The 23,964-nt window shown below is 70.1% G+C and carries 20 protein-coding genes; 13 read left to right on the top strand and 7 right to left on the bottom strand.

The genetic code is table 11. The features are described from left to right. The first annotated feature begins 41 nt into the window (after positions 1-41). From C8E96_RS17360 to C8E96_RS17310, 11 genes are read left to right on the top strand one after another with little or no spacing between them, the layout of a single operon-like run. Positions 42-1,286: an ATP-grasp domain-containing protein gene (locus C8E96_RS17360; protein WP_091372549.1), complete on the top strand. Its 1,245-nt coding sequence runs from the start codon at positions 42-44 to the stop codon at positions 1,284-1,286. Further along, positions 1,283-2,083, top strand: a complete 801-nt coding sequence (locus C8E96_RS17355; RefSeq protein WP_091372553.1) for a Rossmann-like domain-containing protein — start codon at positions 1,283-1,285, stop codon at positions 2,081-2,083. The genes C8E96_RS17360 and C8E96_RS17355 overlap by 4 nt, the downstream gene beginning before the upstream one ends. Next, positions 2,080-3,138, top strand: a complete 1,059-nt coding sequence (locus tag C8E96_RS17350; RefSeq protein ID WP_228769765.1) for a PLP-dependent cysteine synthase family protein — start codon at positions 2,080-2,082, stop codon at positions 3,136-3,138. Before C8E96_RS17355 ends, C8E96_RS17350 begins: the two co-directional genes overlap by 4 nt. Beyond that, positions 3,135-4,142 carry a dipeptide epimerase gene (locus C8E96_RS17345; protein ID WP_228769766.1) on the top strand — a complete coding sequence of 336 codons (1,008 nt, stop codon included), beginning with the start codon at positions 3,135-3,137 and terminating at the stop codon, positions 4,140-4,142. Before C8E96_RS17350 ends, C8E96_RS17345 begins: the two co-directional genes overlap by 4 nt. Continuing rightward, on the top strand, positions 4,139-5,308 hold the full coding sequence (locus tag C8E96_RS17340; protein WP_091372557.1) for an MFS transporter: 1,170 nt from the start codon (positions 4,139-4,141) through the stop codon (positions 5,306-5,308). Before C8E96_RS17345 ends, C8E96_RS17340 begins: the two co-directional genes overlap by 4 nt. Beyond that, positions 5,305-6,084: a class I SAM-dependent methyltransferase gene (locus C8E96_RS17335; RefSeq protein WP_091372562.1), complete on the top strand. Its 780-nt coding sequence runs from the start codon at positions 5,305-5,307 to the stop codon at positions 6,082-6,084. The genes C8E96_RS17340 and C8E96_RS17335 overlap by 4 nt, the downstream gene beginning before the upstream one ends. Before the next feature lie 14 nt (positions 6,085-6,098). Continuing rightward, positions 6,099-7,637 carry an ABC transporter substrate-binding protein gene (locus C8E96_RS17330; RefSeq protein WP_091372566.1) on the top strand — a complete coding sequence of 513 codons (1,539 nt, stop codon included), beginning with the start codon at positions 6,099-6,101 and terminating at the stop codon, positions 7,635-7,637. Next, positions 7,634-8,584, top strand: coding sequence for an ABC transporter permease (locus tag C8E96_RS17325; RefSeq protein ID WP_091372571.1), 951 nt, complete (start codon positions 7,634-7,636; stop codon positions 8,582-8,584). The genes C8E96_RS17330 and C8E96_RS17325 overlap by 4 nt, the downstream gene beginning before the upstream one ends. Then, positions 8,581-9,357, top strand: coding sequence for an ABC transporter permease (locus C8E96_RS17320; protein WP_091372574.1), 777 nt, complete (start codon positions 8,581-8,583; stop codon positions 9,355-9,357). The genes C8E96_RS17325 and C8E96_RS17320 overlap by 4 nt, the downstream gene beginning before the upstream one ends. Next, positions 9,354-10,772: an ABC transporter ATP-binding protein gene (locus tag C8E96_RS17315; protein WP_091372579.1), complete on the top strand. Its 1,419-nt coding sequence runs from the start codon at positions 9,354-9,356 to the stop codon at positions 10,770-10,772. Before C8E96_RS17320 ends, C8E96_RS17315 begins: the two co-directional genes overlap by 4 nt. Then, complete coding sequence (locus C8E96_RS17310) at positions 10,769-11,299, top strand: GNAT family N-acetyltransferase (protein ID WP_091372583.1); 531 nt, start codon at positions 10,769-10,771, stop codon at positions 11,297-11,299. Before C8E96_RS17315 ends, C8E96_RS17310 begins: the two co-directional genes overlap by 4 nt. Here C8E96_RS17310 and C8E96_RS17305 read toward each other — a convergent pair. From C8E96_RS17305 to C8E96_RS17280, 6 genes are all read right to left on the bottom strand, one after another. Beyond that, positions 11,296-11,712 carry a hypothetical protein gene (locus C8E96_RS17305; RefSeq protein ID WP_091372587.1) on the bottom strand — a complete coding sequence of 139 codons (417 nt, stop codon included), beginning with the start codon at positions 11,710-11,712 and terminating at the stop codon, positions 11,296-11,298. The genes C8E96_RS17310 and C8E96_RS17305 overlap by 4 nt on opposite strands. A gap of 30 nt (positions 11,713-11,742) precedes the next feature. Then, on the bottom strand, positions 11,743-12,480 hold the full coding sequence (locus C8E96_RS17300) for a hypothetical protein (RefSeq protein ID WP_091372591.1): 738 nt from the start codon (positions 12,478-12,480) through the stop codon (positions 11,743-11,745). Between the two features lie 13 nt (positions 12,481-12,493). Continuing rightward, a complete protein-coding gene (locus C8E96_RS17295; RefSeq protein ID WP_091372596.1) occupies positions 12,494-17,011 on the bottom strand; it encodes a DUF6531 domain-containing protein in 4,518 nt (1,505 codons plus the stop codon). Continuing rightward, on the bottom strand, positions 17,008-17,316 hold the full coding sequence (locus tag C8E96_RS17290) for a type VII secretion target (protein WP_091372600.1): 309 nt from the start codon (positions 17,314-17,316) through the stop codon (positions 17,008-17,010). The genes C8E96_RS17295 and C8E96_RS17290 overlap by 4 nt, the downstream gene beginning before the upstream one ends. Positions 17,317-17,330: 14 nt before the next feature. Beyond that, a complete protein-coding gene (locus tag C8E96_RS17285; RefSeq protein ID WP_091372606.1) occupies positions 17,331-17,852 on the bottom strand; it encodes a YbaB/EbfC family nucleoid-associated protein in 522 nt (173 codons plus the stop codon). 96 nt (positions 17,853-17,948) lie between these two features. After that, positions 17,949-20,561, bottom strand: a complete 2,613-nt coding sequence (locus C8E96_RS17280) for a valine--tRNA ligase (RefSeq protein ID WP_091372610.1) — start codon at positions 20,559-20,561, stop codon at positions 17,949-17,951. 155 nt (positions 20,562-20,716) lie between these two features. Between C8E96_RS17280 and C8E96_RS17275 the strand changes: the two genes are divergently transcribed. Together C8E96_RS17275 and C8E96_RS17270 are read left to right on the top strand one after the other, a co-directional pair. After that, entirely contained in the window at positions 20,717-21,472 is a 756-nt protein-coding gene (locus C8E96_RS17275) for a hypothetical protein (protein WP_091372614.1), read from the top strand. Between the two features lie 155 nt (positions 21,473-21,627). After that, positions 21,628-22,593 (top strand): hypothetical protein, encoded by a 966-nt coding sequence (locus tag C8E96_RS17270; RefSeq protein WP_091372618.1) that lies wholly within the window; start codon positions 21,628-21,630, stop codon positions 22,591-22,593. Here the strand turns inward: C8E96_RS17270 and C8E96_RS17265 are convergent. Continuing rightward, complete coding sequence (locus C8E96_RS17265) at positions 22,590-23,963, bottom strand: hypothetical protein (protein WP_091574696.1); 1,374 nt, start codon at positions 23,961-23,963, stop codon at positions 22,590-22,592. The two genes, C8E96_RS17270 and C8E96_RS17265, sit on opposite strands and share 4 nt — an antisense overlap. Between the last annotated feature and the right edge of the window lies 1 nt (position 23,964).

Below are 23,964 nucleotides of genomic sequence, written 5' to 3'. Positions count from 1 at the left end.
CCATTCCTTTGTTTACCGGCGACGGGGCGAGGGAGTGTGGCGTGGGACATCTGTTGATGATCGAGAGCTGGGTAGGGGCGATGAGTTCGCTGCTCCCCCGGGCCATCCGCGAGTCCGGTCATCGCTTCACCTTCCTCACCCGAGACCTGCACCACTACCTGCGCTCCGCGCCCACCGAGGGCACGCATCCCTTGCTGTCGGCCGAGAATGTGCTGACCACCGAGACCAACGACGTGCCCGGCCTGCTGTCCTATGTGGAACGTATGCACGCCGTGCTGGGGTTCGACGGCGTCATCTCCTCCTGCGACTACTACCTCCCGACCGTCGCCAAGGTCGCCGCCCATCTCGGGCTGCCAGGGCCGACGCCGGAGGCCGTGGAGAGCGCCAACCGCAAGGACCGCACCCGCACCACGCTCGGCGCGGCGGGCGTTCCGGGGCCGAAATACGCCCTGGCCACGGGCTGGCCGCAGACCGCTGACGCGGCGCGGTCGCTTGGCTACCCGCTCGTGGTGAAGCCGGTGGACCTGTGCGGCGGGATGTTCGTGCGCAAGGTCGCGGGCGAGGCGGAGCTGCGCGAGGCGTTCGCCGCTCTGGAGGCCTTCCCGGTCAACGCGCGCGACCAGCCCCGGCTGCCGACCGTGCTGCTCGAAGAGCTGCTCGACGGCCCGGAGGTCAGCGTCGAAACCGTGACGGTGGGCGGCGTGACGCACGTCGTCGGCGTGACCGACAAGAGCGTCGCCGGGGAGCCGTGGTTCGTCGAGAGCGGGCACATGTTCCCCGCCGACCTCGACGGCACCGACGCAGCTCAGGTCGCGGTGGCGGCCATCGAGGCGCTCGGCCTGGACGACATCGTCGCGCACACCGAGATCAAGCTGACCTCGGCCGGACCCAAGCTCATCGAGGTCAACCCGCGACCGGCGGGCAACCAGATCACCGAGTTGGTGCGCCGGGTTACCGGCATCGACCTGCCCGCCGTGTACGCGCAGCTCGCGGTCGGTCAGCGCCCCGACCTGACGCACGCGGAGACCGGGGTGCGCAGCGCGGCGATCTCGTTCCTGCTGCCGCCGCGCTCGGGGCTGGTCGCCGAGATCGTCGGCGAGGTCGCCGCTCCCGGCGTCGTGGAGTGCAAGCTCAAGTCCCCCGGGCACCGGGCGGGCGAGCCGACCAGCAACAACACCTACCTCGGGCACGTGATGGTGGTCGACCACGACGGCCTCGGCGCGCGCTCGACCGCCGAGAAGATCGTCAACGGCCTGGACGTTCGCTACGCCGAGGACGCCGCGTGAGGGCCTTCACTTCACTCGCCGACCTGGTCGACCACGTCCGCGCGGGCAAACTCGGACCTGATCCGGCCGGTGAGCGGATCAGTGTCGGGTTCAGCACCCAGCAGGGCGTGCGGCATGCCTCGCGGGACCAGTCCTACCGAAACAGCGTGGTCAGCCTGCGGATCGGGCAGGCCGTCGGCTCGTGCGCGGTCGAGCCGGGCACCCTCGACGACGGCGACGTCTACGACTGTGTCGGCGCGAGCGTGGCCGAGTTGCTCGACCACGCGAACTCCGCGATCCGCCTCGCCGCGCTCGACGCGTACCTGATGAACGCGCACCCGCACGAGACGTCCGGCGCCGAGCAGGTGACCATCCCCGCGGGCAGTTCGCTGGACAAGTCGATGGCGCGCGCGTCGGCTGTCGTCGACCTGATCGAGGCGACCCCCGACTCGCGGGTGCTGGTCGTCGGGGTCGTGAACTCCCTGCTGCACCACCTGCGGGAACGCGGGCTGCCTTATGTCCCCTGCGACCTCAAGGGCGGTCGGACGGAGTGGGACGAGCCGGTGGCGACCGACGCCTCGAGCGCCTTGGGCGACTGCGACATCGTGCTGGCGTCGGGCATGACCGTGGGCAACGGCAGCCTCGAAGGGCTGCTGGGCTTCGGCCGCCAAGTCGTGCTGTTCGCGCAGACCGGCAGCGCGGTGCTGCCGTGGTTCATCGGCGGCGGGGTGTCGGCGGTGTCGGCCGAGCCGTTCCCGTTCTTCTGGCTCGACGGCGGGCCGACCACGATCCACCTCTACCGCGGGGAGCCGAAGTGATCCGCGCGAACGCGCATCTGCTCGAACTCTTAGGCAAGACTCCGGTCGCGTACATCGACACACCGCTGCCGCACGGGCACGGCGGCTTCTGGGCGAAGCTGGAATGCCTGAGCGCGGGCGGGATGAAGGCCCGGTCGGCGGTGGCGATGCTGCTGGCCGCGCGGGCCCGCGGTGAGCTGCGGCCGGGGGCGGCGGTGGTCGAGTCGACCAGCGGGACGCTCGGCGTCGGCTTGGCGTTCGCGGGTCAGGCGCTCGGGCACCCGGTGGTGCTGGTGGTCGACGCGGAGCTGGAGCCGTCGATGCGCGCGCTGCTGCACGCCCACGGCGCACGGCTGGAGGTCGTCGACCGTCCACATCAGACCGGAGGGTGGCAGCAGGCGCGGCTGGACCGGCTGCGCGCGGTGTGCCGGGACCTGCCGGACGCGTTCTGGCCGGACCAGTACAACAACGCGGACAACCCGGCCGGGTACGCGACGCTCGCTCGGGAGCTGGTCGAGCAGCTCGATCGGGTCGACGTGCTGGTGTGCAGCGTCGGCACGGGTGGGCACAGTGCCGGGATCATCGAGTCACTGCGCGCGCACTGGCCGCACGTGCGGCTGGTCGGCGTGGACACGATCGGCTCGACGATCTTCGGCCAGCCGGCGCGGGCCCGGGTCATGCGTGGGTTGGGCAGCAGCATCTATCCGCGCAATGTGGCTTATGACCAGTTCGACGAGGTGCACTGGGTCGGACCGACCGAGGTGGTCGACGCGTGCAGGCGGCTAGCGCGGGACTGCTTTGTGACCGGCGGTTGGAGCACGGGCGCGGTGGCGTTGGTGTCGGCGTGGGTGGCCCGGGTCGAGGCGGGCGCGGTGGTGGCCACCGTGTTCCCGGACGGACCGCACAGGTATCTGGGCACGATCTTCGATGACGGCTTCTGTCGCGACCGGGGTCTGTTGGGTCGTGCGGCGGATCGTCCGGTGGAGATCGGGCACGCGGAGTCGGTCGAGGTCACGGGCTGGGCGCGGTGCCGGTCGGTGACCGTGCCCAGCGCCCGGTTGGCGGTGCCCGCGTGAAGCTCGACTGGACTGTCTACGGCTTGGAGCTGACCACTCCCCTGCGCATCTCGCGCTCGACCATGTCCCGCCGCGACGCGGTGCGGGTGGTCGTGTCGTGCGATGGGCAGGTGGGGCATGGCGAGGTCGTGACCAGCGTTTACTACGGGTTGGACGTCGCGCGGATCATCGTGCTGCTCAAGGAGTTCCAGGCCGTCGCGGCTGATTTCTCCGACCCGGCGGACTTCCTTGCCGCTTTGCCTCCGGTCGATGCTCCCGGCGTCACGGCCGCGGTGGACGCGGCCCTGCATGACCTGATCGGACAGCGGCTCGGGGTGCCGGTGTGGCAACTGGTCGGTCGGGATTGGGTCGATACGCCTACGGCCTACACGATCGGGATCGAGGCGCCGGAGGAAGCGGCGCGTCTGGCGGCTTTGTTGGTGGCCCGGGGTTTCCAGGTGCTCAAGGTCAAGTTGGGGTCGGAGCACGACGAAGCGGTGTTGTCCGCGATCCGGGCGGTGGCGCCGGACGCGCGGCTGCTTCTCGACCCGAACGGCGGGTGGACCCCCGAGCACACCGTGCGGGTCATGGACCGGCTGTCCGACTACGGGATCGCCGCGGTGGAACAGCCGATCGCGCCAGGGCAGATCGACTCGCTGGCCTGGATCAGCTCGCGGGTCTCGGTGCCGGTGATCGCCGACGAGGACGCCGCGACGGTGGCGGACGTGCGGGCGCTCGCGGGGGCGGTGGCGGGGGTCAACATCAAGCTCGCCAAGTGCGGCGGCCTCCGGGCGGCCCAGGAGATCATCGCCGCGGCCCGTGAGGGCGGGATGGACGTCATGCTGGGTTGTCTGGTGGCGAGTTCGCTGGGGATCGCCCCGGCCGTGCACTTGAGCGGCCAGGCCCGCTGGATCGACCTCGATGGACACTTGCTGCTCGCCGATGATCCGTGGCAGGGCATCGGCGGCGAAGACGGCACCCTACGACTGACCGACACGCCCGGCCTCGGGGTGGTCGCGCGGTGAGGCGCTTTCCGCTCTCGGTGCGGTTGTTGCTGATCAACCAGTTCGGCGTCAACACCGGCTTCTACCTGCTCATCCCTTACCTCGCCACGCACCTCACCGACGACCTCGGCATGTCCGTCGCCATGGTCGGGATCGTTCTCGGGGTTCGCACGCTGAGCCAGCAAGGCATGTTCCTCGTCGGCGGCTCCGCGTCCGATCGGCTCGGGCCGCGGCGGGTGATCATCTCTGGGTGTGCGTTGCGCACGCTCGGGTTCGGGATGTTCGCCGCCGGTGAGTCCCTGGCGATCCTGCTGGCCGCGTCCGTCCTCAGTGGACTGGCCGGGGCCCTGTTCAACCCCGCCGTTCGCGCCTACATCGCGGTCGAGGCGGACGACAAGGCCGGAGCGTTCGCGCTGTTCAACGTGTTCGCGCAGGCGGGCGCCCTCCTCGGTCCGGTGCTCGGGAGCGTGCTGCTCCTCTGGGGTGACTTCCGGGTGTCCGCCCTGGTGGCGGCCGGCATCTTCGCCCTCCTGACGATCGCCCAAGCGATGGTGCTGCCCGCCCGGGCCGTGCAGCCACACGACGGCACGGTCATCGGGGACTGGCGCGAATGCCTGGCCAACCGCCGGTTCATCGCGTTCACCCTGGCGCTGACCGGCATGTTCGCCCTGCAGAACCAGCTGTACCTCGTCCTCCCGATGGAGGCGAAACGCGCGACCGGCAGCGCGAGCAGCGTGGCCGCCGTGTTCCTGGTGTCCACTGTGGCCAGTCTGCTGTTCCAGGTCCGGATCACCCGCCTGCTCAGCGCCAAGCTGGCCAGAGGGCGGGCGATCGCGCTCGGGCTCGCGCTGATGGGCGGCGGGTTCGTCGCCACAGCCCTGAATCTCGGAGTCGTCGGGGTGTTGGTCGCGACGCTCGCGCTGGCCTTCGGGGTGATGATCACGCACCCGTTCGTCTACGAACTCATCCCGACGTTCGGCCGGGAAAACCTGGCGGGCACGTACTTCGGCATGTTCTACCTCGCCTCCGGTGTCGTCGCCGCGGTGGGCAACGCGGCCATCGGCTGGGCCAGCGAGGTGAGCAACACGCTCGCTTCACTGGTGTGCGTGGCCATCGGGCTGGTCTGCGCCGGTGCCGTTCTGGTGCTGCATCGGCGGGGCGCACTGACGAAGGAGACCGTGGGATGAACCTGCTCACCGACAACCCCGAGCTTTACGAACAGCAGTTCCCGGACCCGGACCACGTCGCTGCCCGGTTCGTCCACGACCTCGTCACCCGCTTCGACGGCGGCAACAAGCTCCTGGACATCGGCTGCGGGACCGGCCGCGACGCGGGCTACCTGGCCCGAAACGGCTACCAGGCAACCGGCCTCGACAGCTCCGAGGCGATGGTCGAGCACGCCCGCCGCCACCACGAGCAGGTCGACTTCGTCGTCGGCGACATGCGCTCCTTCGCGCTGGGCCGCACGGTCGACGTCATCACCTGCCTGGACAGCGCCTTCCTCTACTGCCACACCAACGCCGACCTCAGCGCGTTCCTCACCCGCTGCCGCGAACACCTCACCCCAGGCGGCCTGCTCGTCGCCGAGATGCGCAACGGCGCCTTCTTCCTCGGCAACACCGAGCTGCTCCACGACACCCGCACCCGAACGGTGACGTGGCAAGGCGTCGACTACACCTCCCACACCACCCTGTGGATCGACCACGCCGCCCAACTCCTGCGCCGCCGACGCGACTGGACCTGGACCGGCCGCACCGAGCCGCTGGTCCAACGCTCCGCGTGGCGACTGCTGTTCCCCCAGGAACTCCGCCTCCTGCTCGACCTCGCCGGATTCGACGTGCTCGCCCTGTTCGACGAACCGGGACCGCGCACGGACACCCCGTGGACGCCGGACGCCGAGCTCGGGGGCTCGCTGTCCGGTGACCGCCTGCACGTCGTGGCGCGCCTGCGCCCGCACCACTGAAAGGGATCTCCCCCATGACCCACTTCCCCGAACTCAGCCGCCGCGGCTTCCTCGCCATCACCGCCGGGCTCTCCGCTGCCGGCCTCGTGGGCTGCTCGACACCGTCGGCCACCACGGCCGCCCCGAAAGCGGGCGGGCGACTACGGGCCGCGTTCGCGGGCGGCGGCGCCAAGGAGGTCCTCGACCCGCACCTGGCGAACCTGTTCGTCGAGGCGGCACGGTCGAAGGCGATGTTCGACAAGCTCGCCGACCTCGGCGCCGACGTCTCCGCGCAGCCGCGCCTGGCCGAGAAGTGGGAGCCCAACGGCGACCTGACCCGCTGGCGGATCACGCTGCGCCAGGCCGTGTTCCACGACGGCAAGCCGGTGCGCGCGCAGGACGTGCTCGCCAGCTACGCCCGCATCCTCGACCCCAAGCGCGCCTTCCGGGCCAAGTCGAGCCTGTCGCTGATCGACCTGGCGAACAGCAAGGCGATCGACGACCGGACCGTCGAGTTCGCCCTCAAGCGGCCGTTCGTCGAATTCCCCAACGCGCTCGCCGCCTTCGGCACCTACATCGTCCCCGAGGGCACCGAGGACTTCACCAAACCGGTCGGCTCAGGCCCGTTCAGCTTCGTCTCGTTCGAGCCGGGCAAGTCCGTACTGCTCAAGAAGAACGCGCAGTACTGGGAGGGTGCCCCGCACCTCGACGAGCTGCAGTTCGTGATCGCCAACGAGGAGTCGGCGCGGACGAACGCGCTGCTCGGCGGGCAGGTCGAGTACGCCCACGACCTCACCCCGACCACCGCCCGGGCCCACGGCGCGAGTGACCGGATGACGATCGTCCGCTCCCCCAACAGCGCGGTGCAAGCGTTTGCGATGAAGCTCGACCGGGCGCCTTTCAACAACCCGGACCTGCGCGAGGCGATGTTCCTGCTGGCCGACCGGCCGCAGTTGGTCGAGTCGACCCTGGCGGGTAGCGGGCAGATCGGCAACGACCTGTTCGGCAAGGGCTCGCAGTACTACGCCGGCGACATCCCGCAGCGCACGCGCGACCTGGACAAGGCCAAGCACCTGATCCGCAAGGCGGGCGCCGAGGGCATGACCATCAAACTCGACACGTCCACCGCCGCGGCCGGGATGGTCGAGGCGGCCACGATCTTCGCCGACCAGGTCAAGGGATCCGGGCTGACGATCGAGGTCGTCACCGGCAACAAGGACACCTACTGGGCCGACACGCTCAAGAACGGCTCCATGTCGAGCTTCCGCTCCGGCGCGATGCCGATCGAGACGCACATCGCGCAGCGGCTGCTCAGCACGTCGGGAACCAACGTCACCAAGTGGACCCGGCCCGAGTTCGACGCGCTGTACCAGAAGGCGGTGTCCACGGCGGACGAGAAGGCGCGCGGCGCGGTGTACGCGGAGATGCAGCGCTCGCTGCACGCCGAGGGCGGCTACCTGATGTGGGGCTTCGCGGACTGGATCGTCGGCACCGCCCGCAACGTCAGCGGTGTGGCGACCGCGCCGGCGAACACGCTGGACTGGGCGAGGTTCGACAAGGTGTGGCTCGGGTGAGTCTGGGCCGCTACGCGGTGAAACGGCTGGCCTTCGGGGTCATCCAGGTCATCGCCGTCGCCACCGTGGTGTTCCTCCTGGTGCAGGCCTTGCCGGGGGACGCCGCGGTGGCGCTCGCCGGGGACGACCCGAACCCGGAGCGGATCGAGCAGATCCGGACCGTGATGGGTCTCGACCGGCCGCCGCTGGAACGGTTCGGCGCGTGGCTGTGGGGCTTGGCGCACCTGGACCTCGGGGTCTCGATCGTCTCCGGCAGACCGGTCTCGGCGTTCCTCTCCAACGGTCTCGCACCGACGGCGGTCCTCGCGGTGCTGACTCTGGTGCTGCTGGTTCCGCTGTCGGTCATGGTCGGGGTGCTGGCGGCGCTGCGGGAGGGCAGCAGGCTGGACCGGGTGCTGACGTCGATCAGCGTGGGGCTGCACTCGATTCCGGAGTTCGCGCTGGCGGTGGTGCTGATCGCACTGTTCGGCGTGCAGCTCGCTTGGCTCCCGCCGACCGCTGTCGGGGTCGGCGGAGACCTGCTGGGACACCCTGAGGTGCTGGTGCTGCCGCTGGTCGTGCTGCTGGCCCGGCCGATCTGCTCGATCAGCAGGCTGGTGCGCGCGGGCATGATCGAGGCGCTGTCGTCGGACTACGTGCGCCACGCGCGCAGGCTGGGGCTCAGTGTCGGCCGGGTCCGGTTCGCGCACGCGCTGCCGAACGCGCTCGCGCCCGCCGTCCAGCAGGTCGCGCGGACCACGGACTGGCTCCTCGGCGGGGTGATCGTGGTGGAGGCGGTGTTCGTCATCCCGGGGCTTGGCACCACGCTCGTGGACGCGGTCGCGAGCCGTGATCTCCCGGTGGTGCAAGGGCTCGCGGTGGTGTTCGCGGTGACCACGGTCGCGGTGAACCTGATCGCCGACCTCGTCGCGTTCCGGCTCTCGCCGCGGGCGGTGGGCATCCGATGAAGCGGTTCGGGGTGGGTGGGCTGCTGATCGCGGTCCCGCTGCTGTTGGCACTGCTCGGGCCGCTGTTCGTGCCCGAGACGCAGACCCGGGGCGCGCCGTTCATGCCGGACCACTTCCTGGGCACCGACTTCGTCGGGCGGGACGTGTGGCACCAGGTGCTGGCAGGCGGCCAGTCGGTGGCCCTGGTGGCGCTGCTGGCCACGGCGGGCGCGTACGTCGTCGGTGTGCCGTGGGGTGTGCTGGCGGCGACGTCACGGGTGCGGGCGGTCGACGAGCTCCTGATGCGGCCGTTGGATCTGCTGTTGGCGATCCCGTCGCTGCTGGTGCTGATCCTGCTGGCCACGATCGCCGGACAGGGCATCGCGGTGATCGTCGGCATCGTGACGCTGATCAACTTTCCTGATGTCGCGCGGATCTCCCGGGCGGCTGCCTTGGAGATCGCCGGGCGGCCCGCACTGGAGGCGATGCGGTTGCAAGGCGAGTCATGGTGGCGGAAATCGATCGTCTACATCGGACGGTCCATGGCGCGCACGCTCGCGGCGGACGTGGGTGTCCGGCTGACCGGCGCGCTGTACCTGGTGGCGTCGGCGAGCTTCCTCGGGATCGGGGTGGCGCCGGACGCGGCGGACTGGGCGGTGATGGTCGACCGCAACCGCGGCGGGCTGTTCCTGCAGCCGCTGGCCGTCGTGGTCCCCGCGCTGCTGATCGTGGCTCTGTCGATCGGGCTGAACCTGGTGTTCGACAAGGCTTTGCGGAAGGAGGCGCGGACGTGACCGTCGTGCATGTGGAGGGTCTGCGCGCCGAGACGGACACCCGGACCCTGGTCGACGGGGTGAGTTTCGCGTTGGCGGCCGGGCGGGTGTTGGCGCTGGTCGGCGAGTCCGGCAGCGGGAAGACGACCACCGGGCTCGCGCTGCTGGGCGAGCACGCCGCCGGGGTGCGGGTCAGCGGAAGCGTGACCGTCCGCGGGAACGCGGGGTTCGTGCCGCAGCACCCGTCGGCCGCGCTCAACCCGGTTCGGCGGATCGGCGCGGTGTTCCGCGAGATCGGCGACGAAGCGGCGATCGCCACAGCGCTGCGGCGGGCTCGGGTGCCCGCGGAGTTGCTCGACCGGTATCCGCATCAGCTTTCCGGCGGACAGCAGCAGCGGGTCGTGCTGGCGCAGATTTTGGTCCGGGAACCGGCGGTGATCATCGCCGACGAGCCGACGACCGGCCAGGACGCCATCACCCGCGCGGAGATCGTCGCCGAGTTGGCGGAGGTCGCCCGGCAAGGCGTGGCGGTGGTGATCCTGACCCACGACCTCGAGGTGGTGCGGGCGCTGGCGGACGAGATCGTCGTGCTGCGGGCGGGTCGGGTAGTCGCGGCGGGCCCGGCCGACGAGGTGCTGACCTCGCCGCGCGACGACTACACGCGGGCGCTGATCGAGGCCCAGCCCCAGATCCAGGTGCCACCCGCCGCCGCGGACCGAGGGCCTCGGCTGCAAGTGCGGGACCTCAGCGCCCGGCACCGGTCGGCCGAGGTGCTGCACAAGGTGACGGTCGCGGCCGGCGTCGGCGAATGTCTCGGCGTGGTCGGCCGTTCCGGCAGTGGGAAGACCACCCTCGCCCGGTGCGTGGTGGGCCTGCACTCCACTTGGGACGGCTCAATTCTGGTCGACGGCGTCCGGCCCCGACTTACGCAGGCGCAGTACGTCTTCCAGGACGCGCGCGCTTCGTTCGACGAGCACCGTACGGTGCTGGACCAGATCTCCCGGACCGCCGTGCGCCTGCGTGGCGCCTCGAAGCTTGAGGCGTCCGCTCTCGCGTTGGACGAGTTGGCGAAAGTCGGCGTCAGCGCGGAGACAGCCAGGCGACGCCCGGCTGGCCTGTCCGGCGGCGAACTGCAGCGGGCCGCGCTCGTCCGGGCGCTGCTGGCCCGCCCGGACGTGCTGGTGTGCGACGAGATCACGTCCGGGCTGGACACCATCACCCAAGCAGGCCTGCTCGACCTGCTGGCAGGCTTACCCTGCACGGTCGTCCTGATCAGCCACGACCTCGGCGTCGTGTCCCGACTGGCCGACCGGATCGTCGTGCTGGACAAGGGGAAAGTCGTCGAACATGGCGACGCCCACGACGTCCTGAGCGACCCGCAACACCCCGTGACCATCGGCCTGCTCGGCCACACCATCAAGGAAGCGCACCCATGAGCCCATACGACATCCGCCAGGCCCGCGAAACCGACCTCGACGGCGCCCGCGGCGTCATGCTCGACACTTTCTACCGCGAGTTCGGCTACGGCTACCGCCCCGAATGGCACGCCGACGCCATCGACCTGCGCGGTGCCTACCTGGAACCGCCGCGACACGCCCTTTTCGTTGCGGCGAAAGGTGACGAGATCGTCGCCACCACCGGCGTCCGCGCTGTCGCCCCCGCCAGCCCGCCGCACCCGGGGTGGCTGGCTGAGCGGTACGCGGGCGGGGCGACGGCGCAGCTGTTCCGGGTGTACGTGCGGCCGGAGCACCGGCGGTGTGGGCTGGCCCGGGAGTTGGTCCGGGCGGCCACCGAGTTCGTGGCGAACGAGCCGACGTACTCGGTGCTCTACCTGCACACGGACACGCGGGTGCCGGGGGCGGAGCCGTTCTGGCGGTCGATCGCCACGGAGGTGTACGACAACCGGGACGGCGACCCGATCGGGTTCCAGACGGTGCACTTCGAGATCCCACTGGGCCGCTAGCCCCGGACCAGCCACACTCCATGCTCTTCGCTGGTGACGCCAAGCACCACGTGCCCGTCCAACGCCGCCGTGACGAACTCGGGCTGACCGGGACTGGCGTGGAGCTGCCCGGCCAGCTTTGTCGCGGCCGTCAACCGGACCCGCACCCAGGGCAACCGCATGGCGCCGGGACCGGGCGGGCTGATGAGGAACGAGCCGTCGTCCGCGAACAGCCCGCTCTCGTCGGCAAGCCCGCGCCACTCGGCGTCGACGCGGTCCAGGTCATCGTCGTCGACCTCGGCGACGGGGACCACGTCCAGATTGATGACGCGGCGCCAGGCCTGCTCCGGAAGCAGGCCTCCCGCGGACTCCACGGTGCCGACGACCTCGAAACCGGCAGAGCGGAGGATGGCCGCACGTCCGCTGTCGCCCATCCCCTGCCTCTCGAATCGATGACCTTGTGGTCATCCGAAGAAGTCGACCAACTCGGCGACCGTTTCCCGCAGCGCGGCCCGCCTGGCCTGAACCCCACCGCCGAGATCGATCCCGTCGCGCAACACGGAGAGGCGCTCGATCACGTCCGGTTCGCCGTCTTCCAGGGCCTCGAGGTTCGGTTCCGCGACGAGGTCGAAGAACTCCGCCATGCGTGTTTGGAACTCACGGTCCTCGACCGCCGATCCCGGAAACTCCCACGACCGCACCACGAACCGCTCGGCATCCTCGATGAACCAACCAACCAGGTCACCATCGCCGACCACCACCGAGCAGCCTTCGGCGACCTCAAGCCGAGTCTCCGCCCCGGACGCGATGGCCCCATAGGCGCACACGAGTGTCCCGTCGGCACCGAACATGCGCGTCGTCGCTGGAACCTGGTCGAACGGGTCCGATCCGACCAACCCGAGAGTGCCCGGCGTCGACGGTAGGGCCCGCCACCGCGCCAGCGGCTCCGCGAGATCGGCGTTGACCTCGGGGATGTGCAGCCAGACACTCTCCAGCACCCGCTCCGACGGCGAGAACCGCAGCTCGTCATGCTCGGACTGGTACCAGTTGCCGCTGCCCACAGTGGCCAGCACGTGCCGCTCGTGGGCCGCTCCGTCCTGGCACGGGCTCACCATCAGCGACCGGCTTCCGATGATCAGACGTGGTGTGACCGCGAGGCCGCGACCTGGGCGTACTTCGAACCGACCGATGGATTCCGACACAGGCTCCACCCTATTAGGGAAGGATCTGGATGGCGGGCGGAACGGTCCCGCCATCCGGTGTCGGGATCGTCCCGTTGACGATCATGTCGTGGGTGATAGGCATCCCAGGATCAGCCGAGGACCCGCCGAAGATCGCCGCACCGCTGTCACCGCGCGGACCGGATGGCCCGTAACTGGTCACCAACTGGCCCGCCTTGCTTCCAGGACCTTCGGTGATCACGATGTCGTCGCCCTGGCGGTAGATGAACCGGCCGCCCGAACCCGTCGAGTGGTAGACGCCGTCCGGGTTGGACAGGATCTCGAGTTCGCGTTCCCGCGAAAGCCGCCCATGATAGTTCGGCGCCTCCCGGACGCTGCCGTTCCGCGCGCGCTCGCTGGTCTTGTTCGCCAGCTTCTTGGCCCGCGCGCAATCCGTGAGGCCCAACGGGTCCGACCGAAGCGTCGGGTTGCCGACGTAGGCGAACGGGTTCGGTCCCGCCAGCAGGCCAAGCGGGTCGGCGGAACCGTAGTGCCCGGTGGCCGGGTCGTAGTAGCGGTGGACGTTGTAGTTGAGCCCGGTTTCCACGTCGTGGTATTGACCGGGAAACCGCAGCGGGCAGTACGGACCCCCACCCAGCCCAGCCAAGGCGGCACCCCACAGCGTGGTCTGCGAACGCCACGCCAGTGCGCCGTCCGAGTCGACCATCTCCGTCGGCGTGCCGATCAGGTCGGTTATCAGGGCGTAGAACTGCGCGTCGATCCACGTCTGCGGTGAGGTGCGAACCCGTTCCCGCTGCGCGACCGGCCGGAACGTGCCCGGCTCGAACTCCCACGTGGTGGTGCGTTCCGCCGGGTCGGGTCCGTCGAGAACCGCTCCGGACGTGGTCTGCTCGGCGAGGACGAGACCGTCCCAGGCGAAGTCGACCTGCTCGACCACCTCGGTGCCGGTCGAGGCCAGTCGCTGCTTGGCGGTGCGCCTTCCCAGACCGTCGTAGCGATAGCGCCACCGGGCGCCGTCCGGGGTGGTGACGGCGACCAAGCGGTCTTCAGCGTCCCAGGTGTAGGTCCACGCCCGGATCTGGCCGGAAAGAGCACGCTGCCGCCGAAGCAGGACCCGCCCCTGCACATCGTGTTCGAAGTGGACGGTGCCCGACCGGCGGACCCTGGTTCCCGTGTACTCCCGTGTTCCCTCAGCGGGATGCTCGCCGGGCCACGCCGCCTGGGTGAGATTGCCCGCGGCGTCGTAGGCGTAGCGCTCGGTCCACCCGGCGCCGTGCACCGCGGTGACACGACCCGCCGGGTCCAGGTCGTAGCGGCGTGCGCCCGCGATCCGGTCGTCGACCGCGGTCAGGCACCCGTCCAGCCGGTACTGGTAGTCCCGTCGCTGGACGTTCATGCCACGTGCGGTGAGTGTCTGCGACCGCAGGCGGTGGTTGGCATCCCAATCCTGGGCGAGCGCCGTACCGGAGTCGAGCGTGCGGTGGACCTCCCGACCTGCCGCATCGTAGCCGAACGACATCCGCCTGCCGCCGGTGAACAGTGCCACGGCGTTGCCGGCCGCGTCGTACTCCCATTCGCTGACCGCGCCGCTGGGGGTCTCGCGGCGGATTCGGTTGCCCCGCGGGTCGTACACCGACCGAACAGTTCGACCATTGGTGGTCTCCGCGAGGACCCGGCCCAGGACATCCCGCTCGAAGTGGACATCGGCGTCCGGACTTGTCGTCCTGGTCATCCGCCCGAGCGCGTCGTGTTCGTAGGACGTCGTCGCGGGCCCGGAATGCTTGGCGCGCAAGCGTCCGAGCACGTCACGGTCGAAGGAGACGAGCTCGCCCAAGCCGTTCGCGCGGCCCACCAGCTGGCCCGCGGCATCGTAGGAGTACGTCAGCCGCCTGCCGTTGAAGTCGGTTTCCTCGGCAAGATTGCCGACAGCGTCATAGGTGTAGCGCCAGACGAGACCCTGCGGGTTGGTGACCGACGTGAGCCTCAGGTTCGTGTCGTAGCCAAACTCCAAGCGCGCTCCGTCGGCGCCGACCTGCCAAGCGGGCTGATCGAACCCCGTGTACGCCGTCCTCGTGGTGTTCCCGGCGGGATCGATGTGCTCGACAAGATTGCCCTCGCCGTCGTACCGCCAGCGCTCGACCGCGCCGTCCGCCTGGGTGCGGGAGATGAGCTTGCCCTCGATCGTCCAGCCCAGTCGGGTGCTGCCACCGAGCGGGTCTGTCATGGCGGCGATGCGCCCGAACCGGTCACGGCTGTATCGGGTACTCGCACCGAGCGGATCGGTGACCACGACGGGAAGACCCGCTTGGTCGGACTCCACCCGACGCACGGCGCCGAGGGGGTCGGTGATCGCGGTGACATTGCCATGAGCGTCGAGATCGAACGTCGTCACCGCGCCCATCGGGTCGGTGATGGAGAGCAGGTTGCCGCAGTCGTCGTAGGTGCGTCGCCACACGGCGCCGTCGACCTCGGTCACCGTCAGCGGCAACCCCAGCGCGTTGTAGGTCGCGGAAGACTCCGTACCGTCGGGGCGGACGATGCCGACGAGGTTGCCGTCGTCGTCGTAGCGGTAGCGCGTCACTCGACCGAGCGGGTCGGTCCGTGCCAGCAGCCGGTCGTGCCGGTCCCAATCGGACAGTGTCACGCCACCGAGCGGGTCCACCTCGCGGACTACCTGGTAGGCGTCGTTCAGGTGGAATTCCGTGCGGTGGCCGAGGGAATCCGTGTACACGGTCAGCCGTTCGCGGTACTCGAAAGCGCCGGAGAGGTAACCGTCCGCGCCCTCGTTGAGCACGCACCGGCCGCGCTCGTCGTAGCCGTAGCGATACCACATCTCGTTTCGGTCCTGCCACCGCGTGATGCGGCCCGCGGAGTCGTAGTCGAACCGAAGTGCGGCTCCAGAGGAGTTGATGACCTCGGTGAGCCTGCGCGCCGCGTCGTAGCCGTACCGGATCAGGGTGATCTCGTCGGCCCCGGCCAGCACCAGTGCCGTGACCAGCCCGGCTTCGCTGCGCACGTCGACTCGGTAGCCACCGGAGTGACGCACCGCGGTGGCCACGCCATCCGCACCGCGATCGAAGTCGACGCGGTGTCCGTTGCGGTCATTGATCGAAATGATCGGCCGGATGGGGCCGGTCGCCGCGGCGAACATCCTGGTGTGGCCGGACTCCGGGTCGGTGACCGAGTATCCGCCGTCCGCGGAGCGCAGCAACGGCCACCGGGGCCCCTCGGCAGGCAACACCGGCGAGTCGCCTGGATGCGGGTAGACCAGCACCATGCCGTCTTCGGTGACGAAACAGACGCCCTCGTCGTCGACCTCAAGACGCTGATCAAGAGTCGACGCCCAGGACGCGCCGAACCGGGTGCCGATCCGGTAGGTCGACAGGTGCGTTCGCGACAGCACCAGCGGAAGAGCGCCGCCCAGGCGGACATCGTCCTGGGTGAGCAGCATCTCGCCGGACGCGACGTCGATCGGGTCGCCGCAGGTCTTCCGGTTCGGCTCGGGCCGGGCGCTGGCCTTGGGGTCGTCGCCCACCTGGCTGCGCGAGCCGTTGGGGCTGGTGCTCGATGAACCGTTCGGGGAGGTCGTGCCGCTCGGCGAGGTGCTGCTCGGCGAGGTGGTCGACGTGTCCGGTGACGTTGTGCCGCTTGGGGTTGTGGTGCTGGACGGGCTGGTCGAAGAGCCGTCGGGACTGGCGCTGCTGGGCGAGGTCGAGCCGGATGGCGTCGTGGTCGAGGCGTTCGGGGAGGTAACCCCGTCCGATGCTCGGGTGGGGGTGACGTCAGGGCTGCGGGTGCCGGGGAGGGACTTCTTGATGCCCGCCCAGATCTCGTCGAGTTTCTTCAGCAGGCCCGAAAGGGAGTCCAGGGACTTGGTGAGGGCCTTGATGAAGTCCTTGATCCGGTTGACCCACTTGGCGATCAGCGCGGTGGCCGACGCGACGACGTGGGGGGTGGCGATGCCGAGGGTGCCGCCGATTTCGGCTATCCACTGCGGGATGCGGGCGATCAGGGTGGCGACGCACTCGGCGACGAGGTCGCGGACGATCTCGCGGACCGCGCCGACCAGGACGCCGACGACCTGGACTGTGGAGCCGATGGAGTCCGCGCAGGTCGCGGCCGCGGAGACCTGTTCGTTCTGCAGGGCGGCGGAGGCGCGGTAGGCGTCGGCGGCCTCGCCTGCCCAGCCCGCGGTGCCGTTCTTGACCTCGTTGCCGAAGTCCTCGGCGACCTTTCCGGTCTCCTTGGCCACATTCGCCCACGTCTGGGCGTAGGCGGCGATCTGGTCGGCGTCGCCGCAGAGCCAGTCGAGGGCGTCCGACAGCGGTTTGACGTGCTCCATCAGCCATGACACGGCGTAGCTGAGCAGGGTGCCGACCGGGTCGAGAGCCAGCGACAGCATCTCCAGGCCGGTGCCGACACCGCCGATGCCTGCTTCCACCCACGACTTCGACTCGATGCCGTTGTGCAGGTCGACGGCGGACTCGGCGATGCCGATGCCGCTGATGGCGGTGGTCGAGTCCTGTCGTTGCGCGATCAGGGGATTCGTCATCGGGGACCACCGAGCGCGCTGGTGTTGCCCTGCTCGGTCTCCTCGTAGGCGGTGGCCGTGGCCTTCACGCCTTGCGCCGTCTCGGCCATCCGGCCCGCCGTGCTCGCCAGCGCGTCCAGCCCCGGCATGGAGACGGACTGGACGATGGGCACGAAGAACGCGCAGATCTTCCCGTACGCCTCGGTGCCCATGGTCACCTCATTGCCCGCGTTGGCGGCCGTGTTGAGCCGCGCGGACAAGCCATCGAGTCGGGCCGCGTGCGCGCGCAGCTCGTCGATGACGACGTCGTACTTGTCGTCCGGCATGACACCCCCAGGAATCAGTGGAAGATCGAGCCACCGAAATCGTCGTCGTCCTCGGGCCTGGGACGCCGCGGCGGGCGGGGCCGTTCCCCGGGTTGGTCATCTTCGTCGACTTGGCCCAGTCGCATGGTCCCGTCGGCCTCGTCCTGCTCGGGCTCCGGATCGGGGAACCGCGCACGGTAGGCGCCGACGACCGCCTCGGTGGTCTCCGGGTCGTCGCCGACGCGGGTCTGGACGATCTCGGCGACCTGGTCGGAGATGCGGGCCTGGGCTTTGCGCATGGTGGTGAGCACCAGCTCGGCCATCCGGGTGGCGGGCAGGCGCTTGAGGTCCTCGGTGAACTGGAGATCCTTGATCGCGCCCGCGGAGTCGACGGTGACCCGGATCGAGCCGTCGCTGGACGACTCGGTGGCGGTGACCGCGGTGACCTCGCGCTCCATGGCCGAATAGCGTTCGGCCTTGGCTTGGATGTCGGCGGCCCACTGGTCGAGGCCCGCGTTGGTGGTTGCCGCGTCGACGCCGAAGACTGGCTCGGTCAAGGTCCGCTCCCCACAAGATCGACGTCCGGTGCGATCGACAGTACCGATCTCGACGGCGACCGCGGGGGCGGTTTCGTGTAGTTGGGTGTCCCTATCTCAGCTTGCCGGCAGGGCGGCGATCCGGGCCGTGATGCGCTCGATCTCCGCGGCCGCGACGTCCCGACGGCCCTGGATCTTCGCCACCACATCCGCCGGCGCCTTGTCGGTGAACTTGGGGTTGCCGAGTTTGGCCTCGCACTGGGCGAGTTCCTTCTCCGCCGCCGTCAGGTCCTTGGTGAGGCGCTTGCGTTCCGCCACCAGGTCGACCGTGCCGGACAGGTCCAGTTCCACCGTCACCGTGCCGCCCGCCAGCGGGACCTCCAGGGACGCGCTCGGTTCGAACGCCTCACCGGGGGCATCCAAGCGGGCCAACGCCGTCACGGCGGACGCGTGGGCCGACAGGCCCGCACCGTCCACACCGGACAGACGCGCGGGGACCTTCTGGCCCGGCTTCAATCCCTGGTCCGCGCGGAAGCGACGAATCTCGGTGATCAGCTTCTGCACGCCCTCGACCCGGCGCGTGGCATCCGGGTCCGGGGTGGCGCCGGACGTGGTGGGCCAGTCGGTGATGACGATGGATTCCTTGCCCGTCAACGACTTCCACAGGACCTCGGTGACGAACGGGATGACCGGGTGCAGCAGCCGCAGCACCTTGTCCAGCACGTGCCCGAGGACCGCCCTGGTCGCGTTCGCGCGGGCGCCGCCCTCGGCGATCTGGACCTTCGCCAGCTCCAGGTACCAGTCGCAGTACAGGTCCCAGGTGAAGTGGTAGAGGGCGTCGCACAGCTTGGCGAACTGGAAGTCGTCGAACAGGGTGTCCACTTCGGACACCAGGGCGTCGGCCTGGTCGAGGATCCAGCGGTCGGCGTCGGTCAGCTCGGCTCGGTCCGGCACGTCGACCGCGGTGGTGGCGCCGTTCATCAGGGCGAAGCGGCTGGCGTTCCACAGCTTCGTGCAGAAGTTGCGGGAACCGCCCGCCCACTCCTCGGCGAGCGCCATGTCGCTGCCGGGGTTCGCGCCGCGGGCCAGGGTGAAGCGGGTGGCGTCGGCGCCGAAGCGGTCGAGCCAGTCGAGCGGGTCGATGACGTTTCCGCGCGACTTGGACATCTTCTTGCCCTGCGCGTCCCGGATCAGTCCGTGCAGGTAGATGTGGTCGAACGGCTGCACGCCGTCCATCGCGTACAGGCCGAACATCATCATCCGGGCGACCCAGAAGAACAGGATGTCGTAGCCGGTCGACAGGACGCTGGTCGGATAGAACTTGGCCAGGTCCGAGGTCTTCGTCGGCCAGCCGAGCGTGGAGATCGGCCACAGGGCAGAGGAGAACCACGTGTCGAGGACGTCGGGGTCCTGCGTCCAGTCGTCGCCGGTGGGCGGCTCCTCGTCGGGGCCGACGCAGACGACCTTGTCGTTGGGGCCGTACCAAACCGGGATGCGGTGGCCCCACCACAGCTGGCGCGAGATCGTCCAGTCGTGCATGTTGTCGACCCAGTCGAAGTAGCGCTTGGCCAGCTCCGGCGGGTGCACCTCGGTGCGGCCGTCGCGCACGGCGTCGCCCGCGGCCTGGGCCAGCGGCTGCACGTTGACCCACCACTGCATCGACAGCCGCGGCTCGACCACCGTGTCGCAGCGCGAGCAGTGGCCGACGGAGTGCAGGTACGGCCGCTTCTCCGCGACGATCCGGCCCTCGGCGCGCAGCGCGGCGACGACGGCGGGACGCGCCTCGAAGCGGTCGAGGCCCAGGAACGGGCCGTGCGCGGTGATGACCGCGGCCTCGTCCATGATCGTGATGGACGGCAGGCTGTGCCGCTGCCCGATCTCGAAGTCGTTGGGGTCGTGCGCGGGCGTGACCTTGACCGCGCCGGTGCCGAACTCCGGGTCGACGTGCTCGTCGCCGACGATGGGGATCTCGCGGCCGGTCAGCGGCAGCACGACGTAGGTGCCGATGAGGTGCTTGTACCGCTCGTCCTCGGGGTGCACGGCCACAGCCGTGTCGCCGAGCATCGTCTCCGCGCGGGTGGTCGCGACAACGATTGCGTTGTCGCCGTCGCCATAACGGATCGAGATGAGTTCGCCGTCGTCGTCGGAGTGGTCGACCTCGATGTCCGAGAGCGCGGTGCGGCAGCGCGGGCACCAGTTGATGATGCGCTCAGCGCGGTAGATCAGGCCGTCCTCGAACAGCTGCTTGAAGATCGTCTGCACGGCGCGGGACAGGCCCTCGTCCATGGTGAACCGCTCGCGAGACCAGTCGATGCCGTCGCCGAGGCGGCGCATCTGGTCGAGGATCTTGCCGCCGTACTCGGCCTTCCACTCCCACACGCGCTCGACGAACTTCTCGCGGCCCAGGTCGTGCCGGGACAGGCCCTCGCCCGCGAGTTGGCGCTCGACGACGTTCTGCGTCGCGATGCCCGCGTGGTCCATGCCCGGCAGCCACAGCACCTCGAAGCCCTGCATCCGCTTGCGGCGGGTCAGCGCGTCCATGACGGTGTGGTTGAGGGCGTGGCCCATGTGCAGGCTGCCGGTGACGTTCGGCGGGGGCAGCACGATGGTGAACGGCGGCTTCTCACTCGAGCTGTCGGCGGTGAAGTAACCGGCGTCTACCCAGCCCTGGTACAGCTCCGCCTCTACCGCGGCAGGCTCCCAGGCCTGCGGGAGGTCGGTGGTCTGCATGGCTGGGGTCTGAGTCACGTTCAAGAGTCTACGAAGGTCGGAAACGGCCGGTCGAAGCGGGCGTTGCGCCGATCAGCCGTACTTACATCCGCACGTCATCTCGACGGCATCCCGAGGTCATCGGCGCGCCTTTCGGCCGTTCTAGCGTCCGCGCCATGCGGAGGGTTCCGGTCGGCGCGGTGGTGCTCGCCGGCGCCATGGTCTTCATGTTCATCCTGACGAACCTGGCGGGCTGGTTCGGCGACGGCGCCCGGCGCGAGACCGTGGCCGCCGACCCCGCGCGGCCCTTCGTCGGGACTCCGGCCCAGGACTGGGCCGACGGCGACGCCGGGATCGTGGTCCCCCCGTTCGAGGCGATCGGCACCCACTCGACCGAGGCGATCGCCGACGCCTACGCCCGCGCCCGCGACGTGGTGGCCGCGGCGATGCTGGAACCCGCGGTGATCATGGGCGTGGACTACGAGCCCTACCTGCGGCTGTTCGCCGAGGGTGACCAGGAGAGCCTGCGCGCGGTCCTGGCCGACCCCCAGCGGGTCGACCGGTTCGTCGTGCGGCTCGGGCCCGACACGACCCTGCTGCCGGTGCCGCCGAAGGTGCGCGGCCGGATGTGGGCCGAGTCGGGTGGCACGGGAAAGCTGCTGGTCAAGACCCGGTTCGTGGTCGTCTACCCGCTGCACACAGACGATGGCCCGCGGGTCCAGGTCGCCCGGCTGGACATGGACCTCACCGTCGTGGGCGAGGGCAGGCCCGAGGCCGACCGGGGCGTCTGGCTCAACGAGACCCAGGGTTACCCCGCCGAGTGCGGCCACCAGAGTGGCGGCGTCGACGCCGTGACGGGTGCAGGGGGCCTTCCGGACGCGCTCTTCGACCCCGATCGGCCTATCGGATCCGGGTCGTCCTGCCCTCGATGACCGCTGGTCTGGCTTCGACCACCGTTCACCGCAACGCACGATCCGCTGGTGGGCGCGTTGCTAACACCACCCGTTGACACATCGATGTGGTGAGCACGAGGAAGTCGTCAGTCGAACCAGGCCGGGAACGGTTCTGGAGCGCCCTTGGGGGGCCGGTGGACCAACGTGAGTTCGGCGATCACGCGGCGTTGCGAGACGCCGAGTGGCGCGACCGTGTGCGGGCGTCGGCGCGGGCCGACGTGCGTGCGATGGTGCGGGCCACCCGCCGCCGCAAGGTGGAGCGCTGGCTCGTCACCTCGATGGTGCTCGTGGCGATCGTCGCCGTGCTCATGCTGATGGTCCGCGTCGGCATGTTCGACAAGGTGCTCGCCAAGACCGAGGAGCCGGGGACCGCGGCCCCGCCGGTCATCTCCGACCGCCTCACCAACGACTCCAACCGGCCGTTCGACCACACCCCCGCCTCGGGTTGGGTCGACGGGGCCGCGGGGATCGTCGTGCCGCCGCCGATGCAGATCGGCGAGTTCACCAAGGAGCAGGTCGCGTCGGCCACCGCACTGGTTCGCGACGCCCTCGTGGCGAGCAGGCTCGACCCCCAGTTGCTCGTCCAGCACGACCCGTCCCGGTACCTGGCGCTGCTCGCGCCGGACGCGCGCAAGCAGTTGGCGCCGCTTTTCGGCACCGGCAACGAGCCACAGGCCCAGGCGTTGGTGAGCCTGGTGTCGAAGGGCAGCCCGTTGCTGCCGGTCGAGCCGAAGGTCAACGGCCGGATGTGGACCGAGGCCGGTGGGCCGGGTGAGCTGGTGGTGCACACCAACTACGTGTTCGCCTACGCCTTCGAGGGCCCCAAGACCAACGACCCGATGGACAGCGTCGTCGTGGTCCGCGCCGAGGTCGACTATGTGCTGCGCTCCGGTGGCCGGTGGACCGCGGGCAGCCAGGGCCTCTGGTACGGCGGCGTCGGCGGCTACGGCTATTCGATCTCGTGCGTGGAGTACAAGAAGGGCTTCCTCGCCCCGGCGTTCCGCGACGGCGACAAGATCCACCGGGTGCCCCGCCGCGACCGCGACACGTACTTCGACCCCACCGCTCCGCTGCCCGCTGAGAGCGGCTGCCCGAGCTAGCTCGGCAGGATCGCGGACTGGACGTGGTCGAAGCCGAGGGCGGATTTGAGGTCGCCGTCGAGGAACGCCTGTTCCGGGACCGCGACGGTGCGGCCCGCGGTGGGCTCGAAGACCAGCAGGACACCGCGCTCGTGCCCGACGACCAGGACGTAGTGGCGCGGGACGATCCCGCCGACCAGCAGCGGCACCGGGTGCCCTTGGTCGACCGCGGCCATCACCTCACGCAGGGTGCGGGAGATCTCGCGGCGGTCGGTGTCGTCGACCAGCCGCCAGTCGTACCGGGTGCCGAGGTGTCGGGTCAGGTAGGCGGCGACGCCCTTGGGTGAGGTGCCCACGGCCTGCGGGTAGACGACGTTGGTCTCGTTGTGGACCACCGCGCGCTCGGCGGCGAAAGCCGGTTGGAAGTCGTCGCGGGTGAGGGTCAGGGCGTAGACCGGGTCGTGTTCCGCGCGGGCGACGATGAGGACCGTGGTGCCGCAGGTCGTGGCCTCGTACTGGCGCACGGCGACGCCCATCCGGCTCTGCGCGGCCTCGTCGCCCCGGTCGACCAGCGACAGGTGCGACCGCAGCCAGGTCTCGTCCCGGCCGCGGATGGCCTCAGCGAACCCGCGCAGGACCTCGACGCCATGGCCCGCGCCGACCGCCTTGAACAGCCACGCGCGCTCCGCGTCGGAGGACGCGGAGGCCAGCAGCTCCGCCACCTCCGCCGACTTCGCCGCGCCCAGCCGGGCGAGCTGGGTCAGCCCGAACAGGCCGGGGTCGTAGCGGGCGGACTCAAGCCCGATGTCGGCGAGCGCGACCGCGTCCTTCGGGGACAGCCCGCCGTCGACCGCCGCGGCGGCTCGGGCGGCGCCGCGCAGGTCGGTGAGCCTGCCCGCGGCGCGGTCGGCGGCGGTCAGGGCGTCGGTGTAGACGGCCACGCACCCGCTGATCAGGTCGCCGACGACGCCGACGAGCTTGGCGATCCCGACCGGGTCCGGCATCGGCACGGAGCCGACGTGGGTGGCGTCGTGCGCGGCGGCGGCGAGGGCCTGGTGGAGCTCGGCGTGCCTGCGCTGGTGTTCACGGACGGACGTGGCGAGCTCGGCGAGGGTGTCGCCGGTGGCGGTCATGGTCGCGGCCACCCGGTCGAGGACACGGCCGGTCGCGGGGAGCGGCTCAGCGCCCAGCGCGGCCACCTGGGGCCCCAGCGGGGTCAGTGTGGCGCCTGCGACCCGGTAAGCGGCTGCCAGGACGTCCAGGGCGTCCGGGTCGCCGGGCGGGGGTTCCTTGATCTCGTTGACCACGCTCGCCACGACCGTCACGAGCTTGACGGGGTTGAGCATCGCGCCGAGGTCGTTGAGGTTGCGTACCAGCGACGTGAGCTGCACC

Source organism: Actinokineospora alba (assembly GCF_004362515.1).
GTDB lineage: Bacteria > Actinomycetota > Actinomycetes > Mycobacteriales > Pseudonocardiaceae > Actinokineospora > Actinokineospora alba.
This window is presented reverse-complemented; position numbering and strand designations above follow the sequence as displayed.

What these genes read in the sequence shown, in the direction of transcription:
- C8E96_RS17275 (WP_091372614.1), top strand. Translation starts at nt 20,717, where the DNA reads ATGCGGAGGGTTCCGGTCGGCGCGGTGGTGCTCGCCGGCGCCATGGTC.
- C8E96_RS17305 (WP_091372587.1), bottom strand. Translation starts at nt 11,712, where the DNA reads ATGGGCGACAGCGGACGTGCGGCCATCCTCCGCTCTGCCGGTTTCGAG.
- C8E96_RS17335 (WP_091372562.1), top strand. Translation starts at nt 5,305, where the DNA reads ATGAACCTGCTCACCGACAACCCCGAGCTTTACGAACAGCAGTTCCCG.
- C8E96_RS17310 (WP_091372583.1), top strand. Translation starts at nt 10,769, where the DNA reads ATGAGCCCATACGACATCCGCCAGGCCCGCGAAACCGACCTCGACGGC.
- C8E96_RS17280 (WP_091372610.1), bottom strand. Translation starts at nt 20,561, where the DNA reads ATGCAGACCACCGACCTCCCGCAGGCCTGGGAGCCTGCCGCGGTAGAG.
- C8E96_RS17290 (WP_091372600.1), bottom strand. Translation starts at nt 17,316, where the DNA reads ATGCCGGACGACAAGTACGACGTCGTCATCGACGAGCTGCGCGCGCAC.
- C8E96_RS17320 (WP_091372574.1), top strand. Translation starts at nt 8,581, where the DNA reads ATGAAGCGGTTCGGGGTGGGTGGGCTGCTGATCGCGGTCCCGCTGCTG.
- C8E96_RS17295 (WP_091372596.1), bottom strand. Translation starts at nt 17,011, where the DNA reads ATGACGAATCCCCTGATCGCGCAACGACAGGACTCGACCACCGCCATC.
- C8E96_RS17330 (WP_091372566.1), top strand. Translation starts at nt 6,099, where the DNA reads ATGACCCACTTCCCCGAACTCAGCCGCCGCGGCTTCCTCGCCATCACC.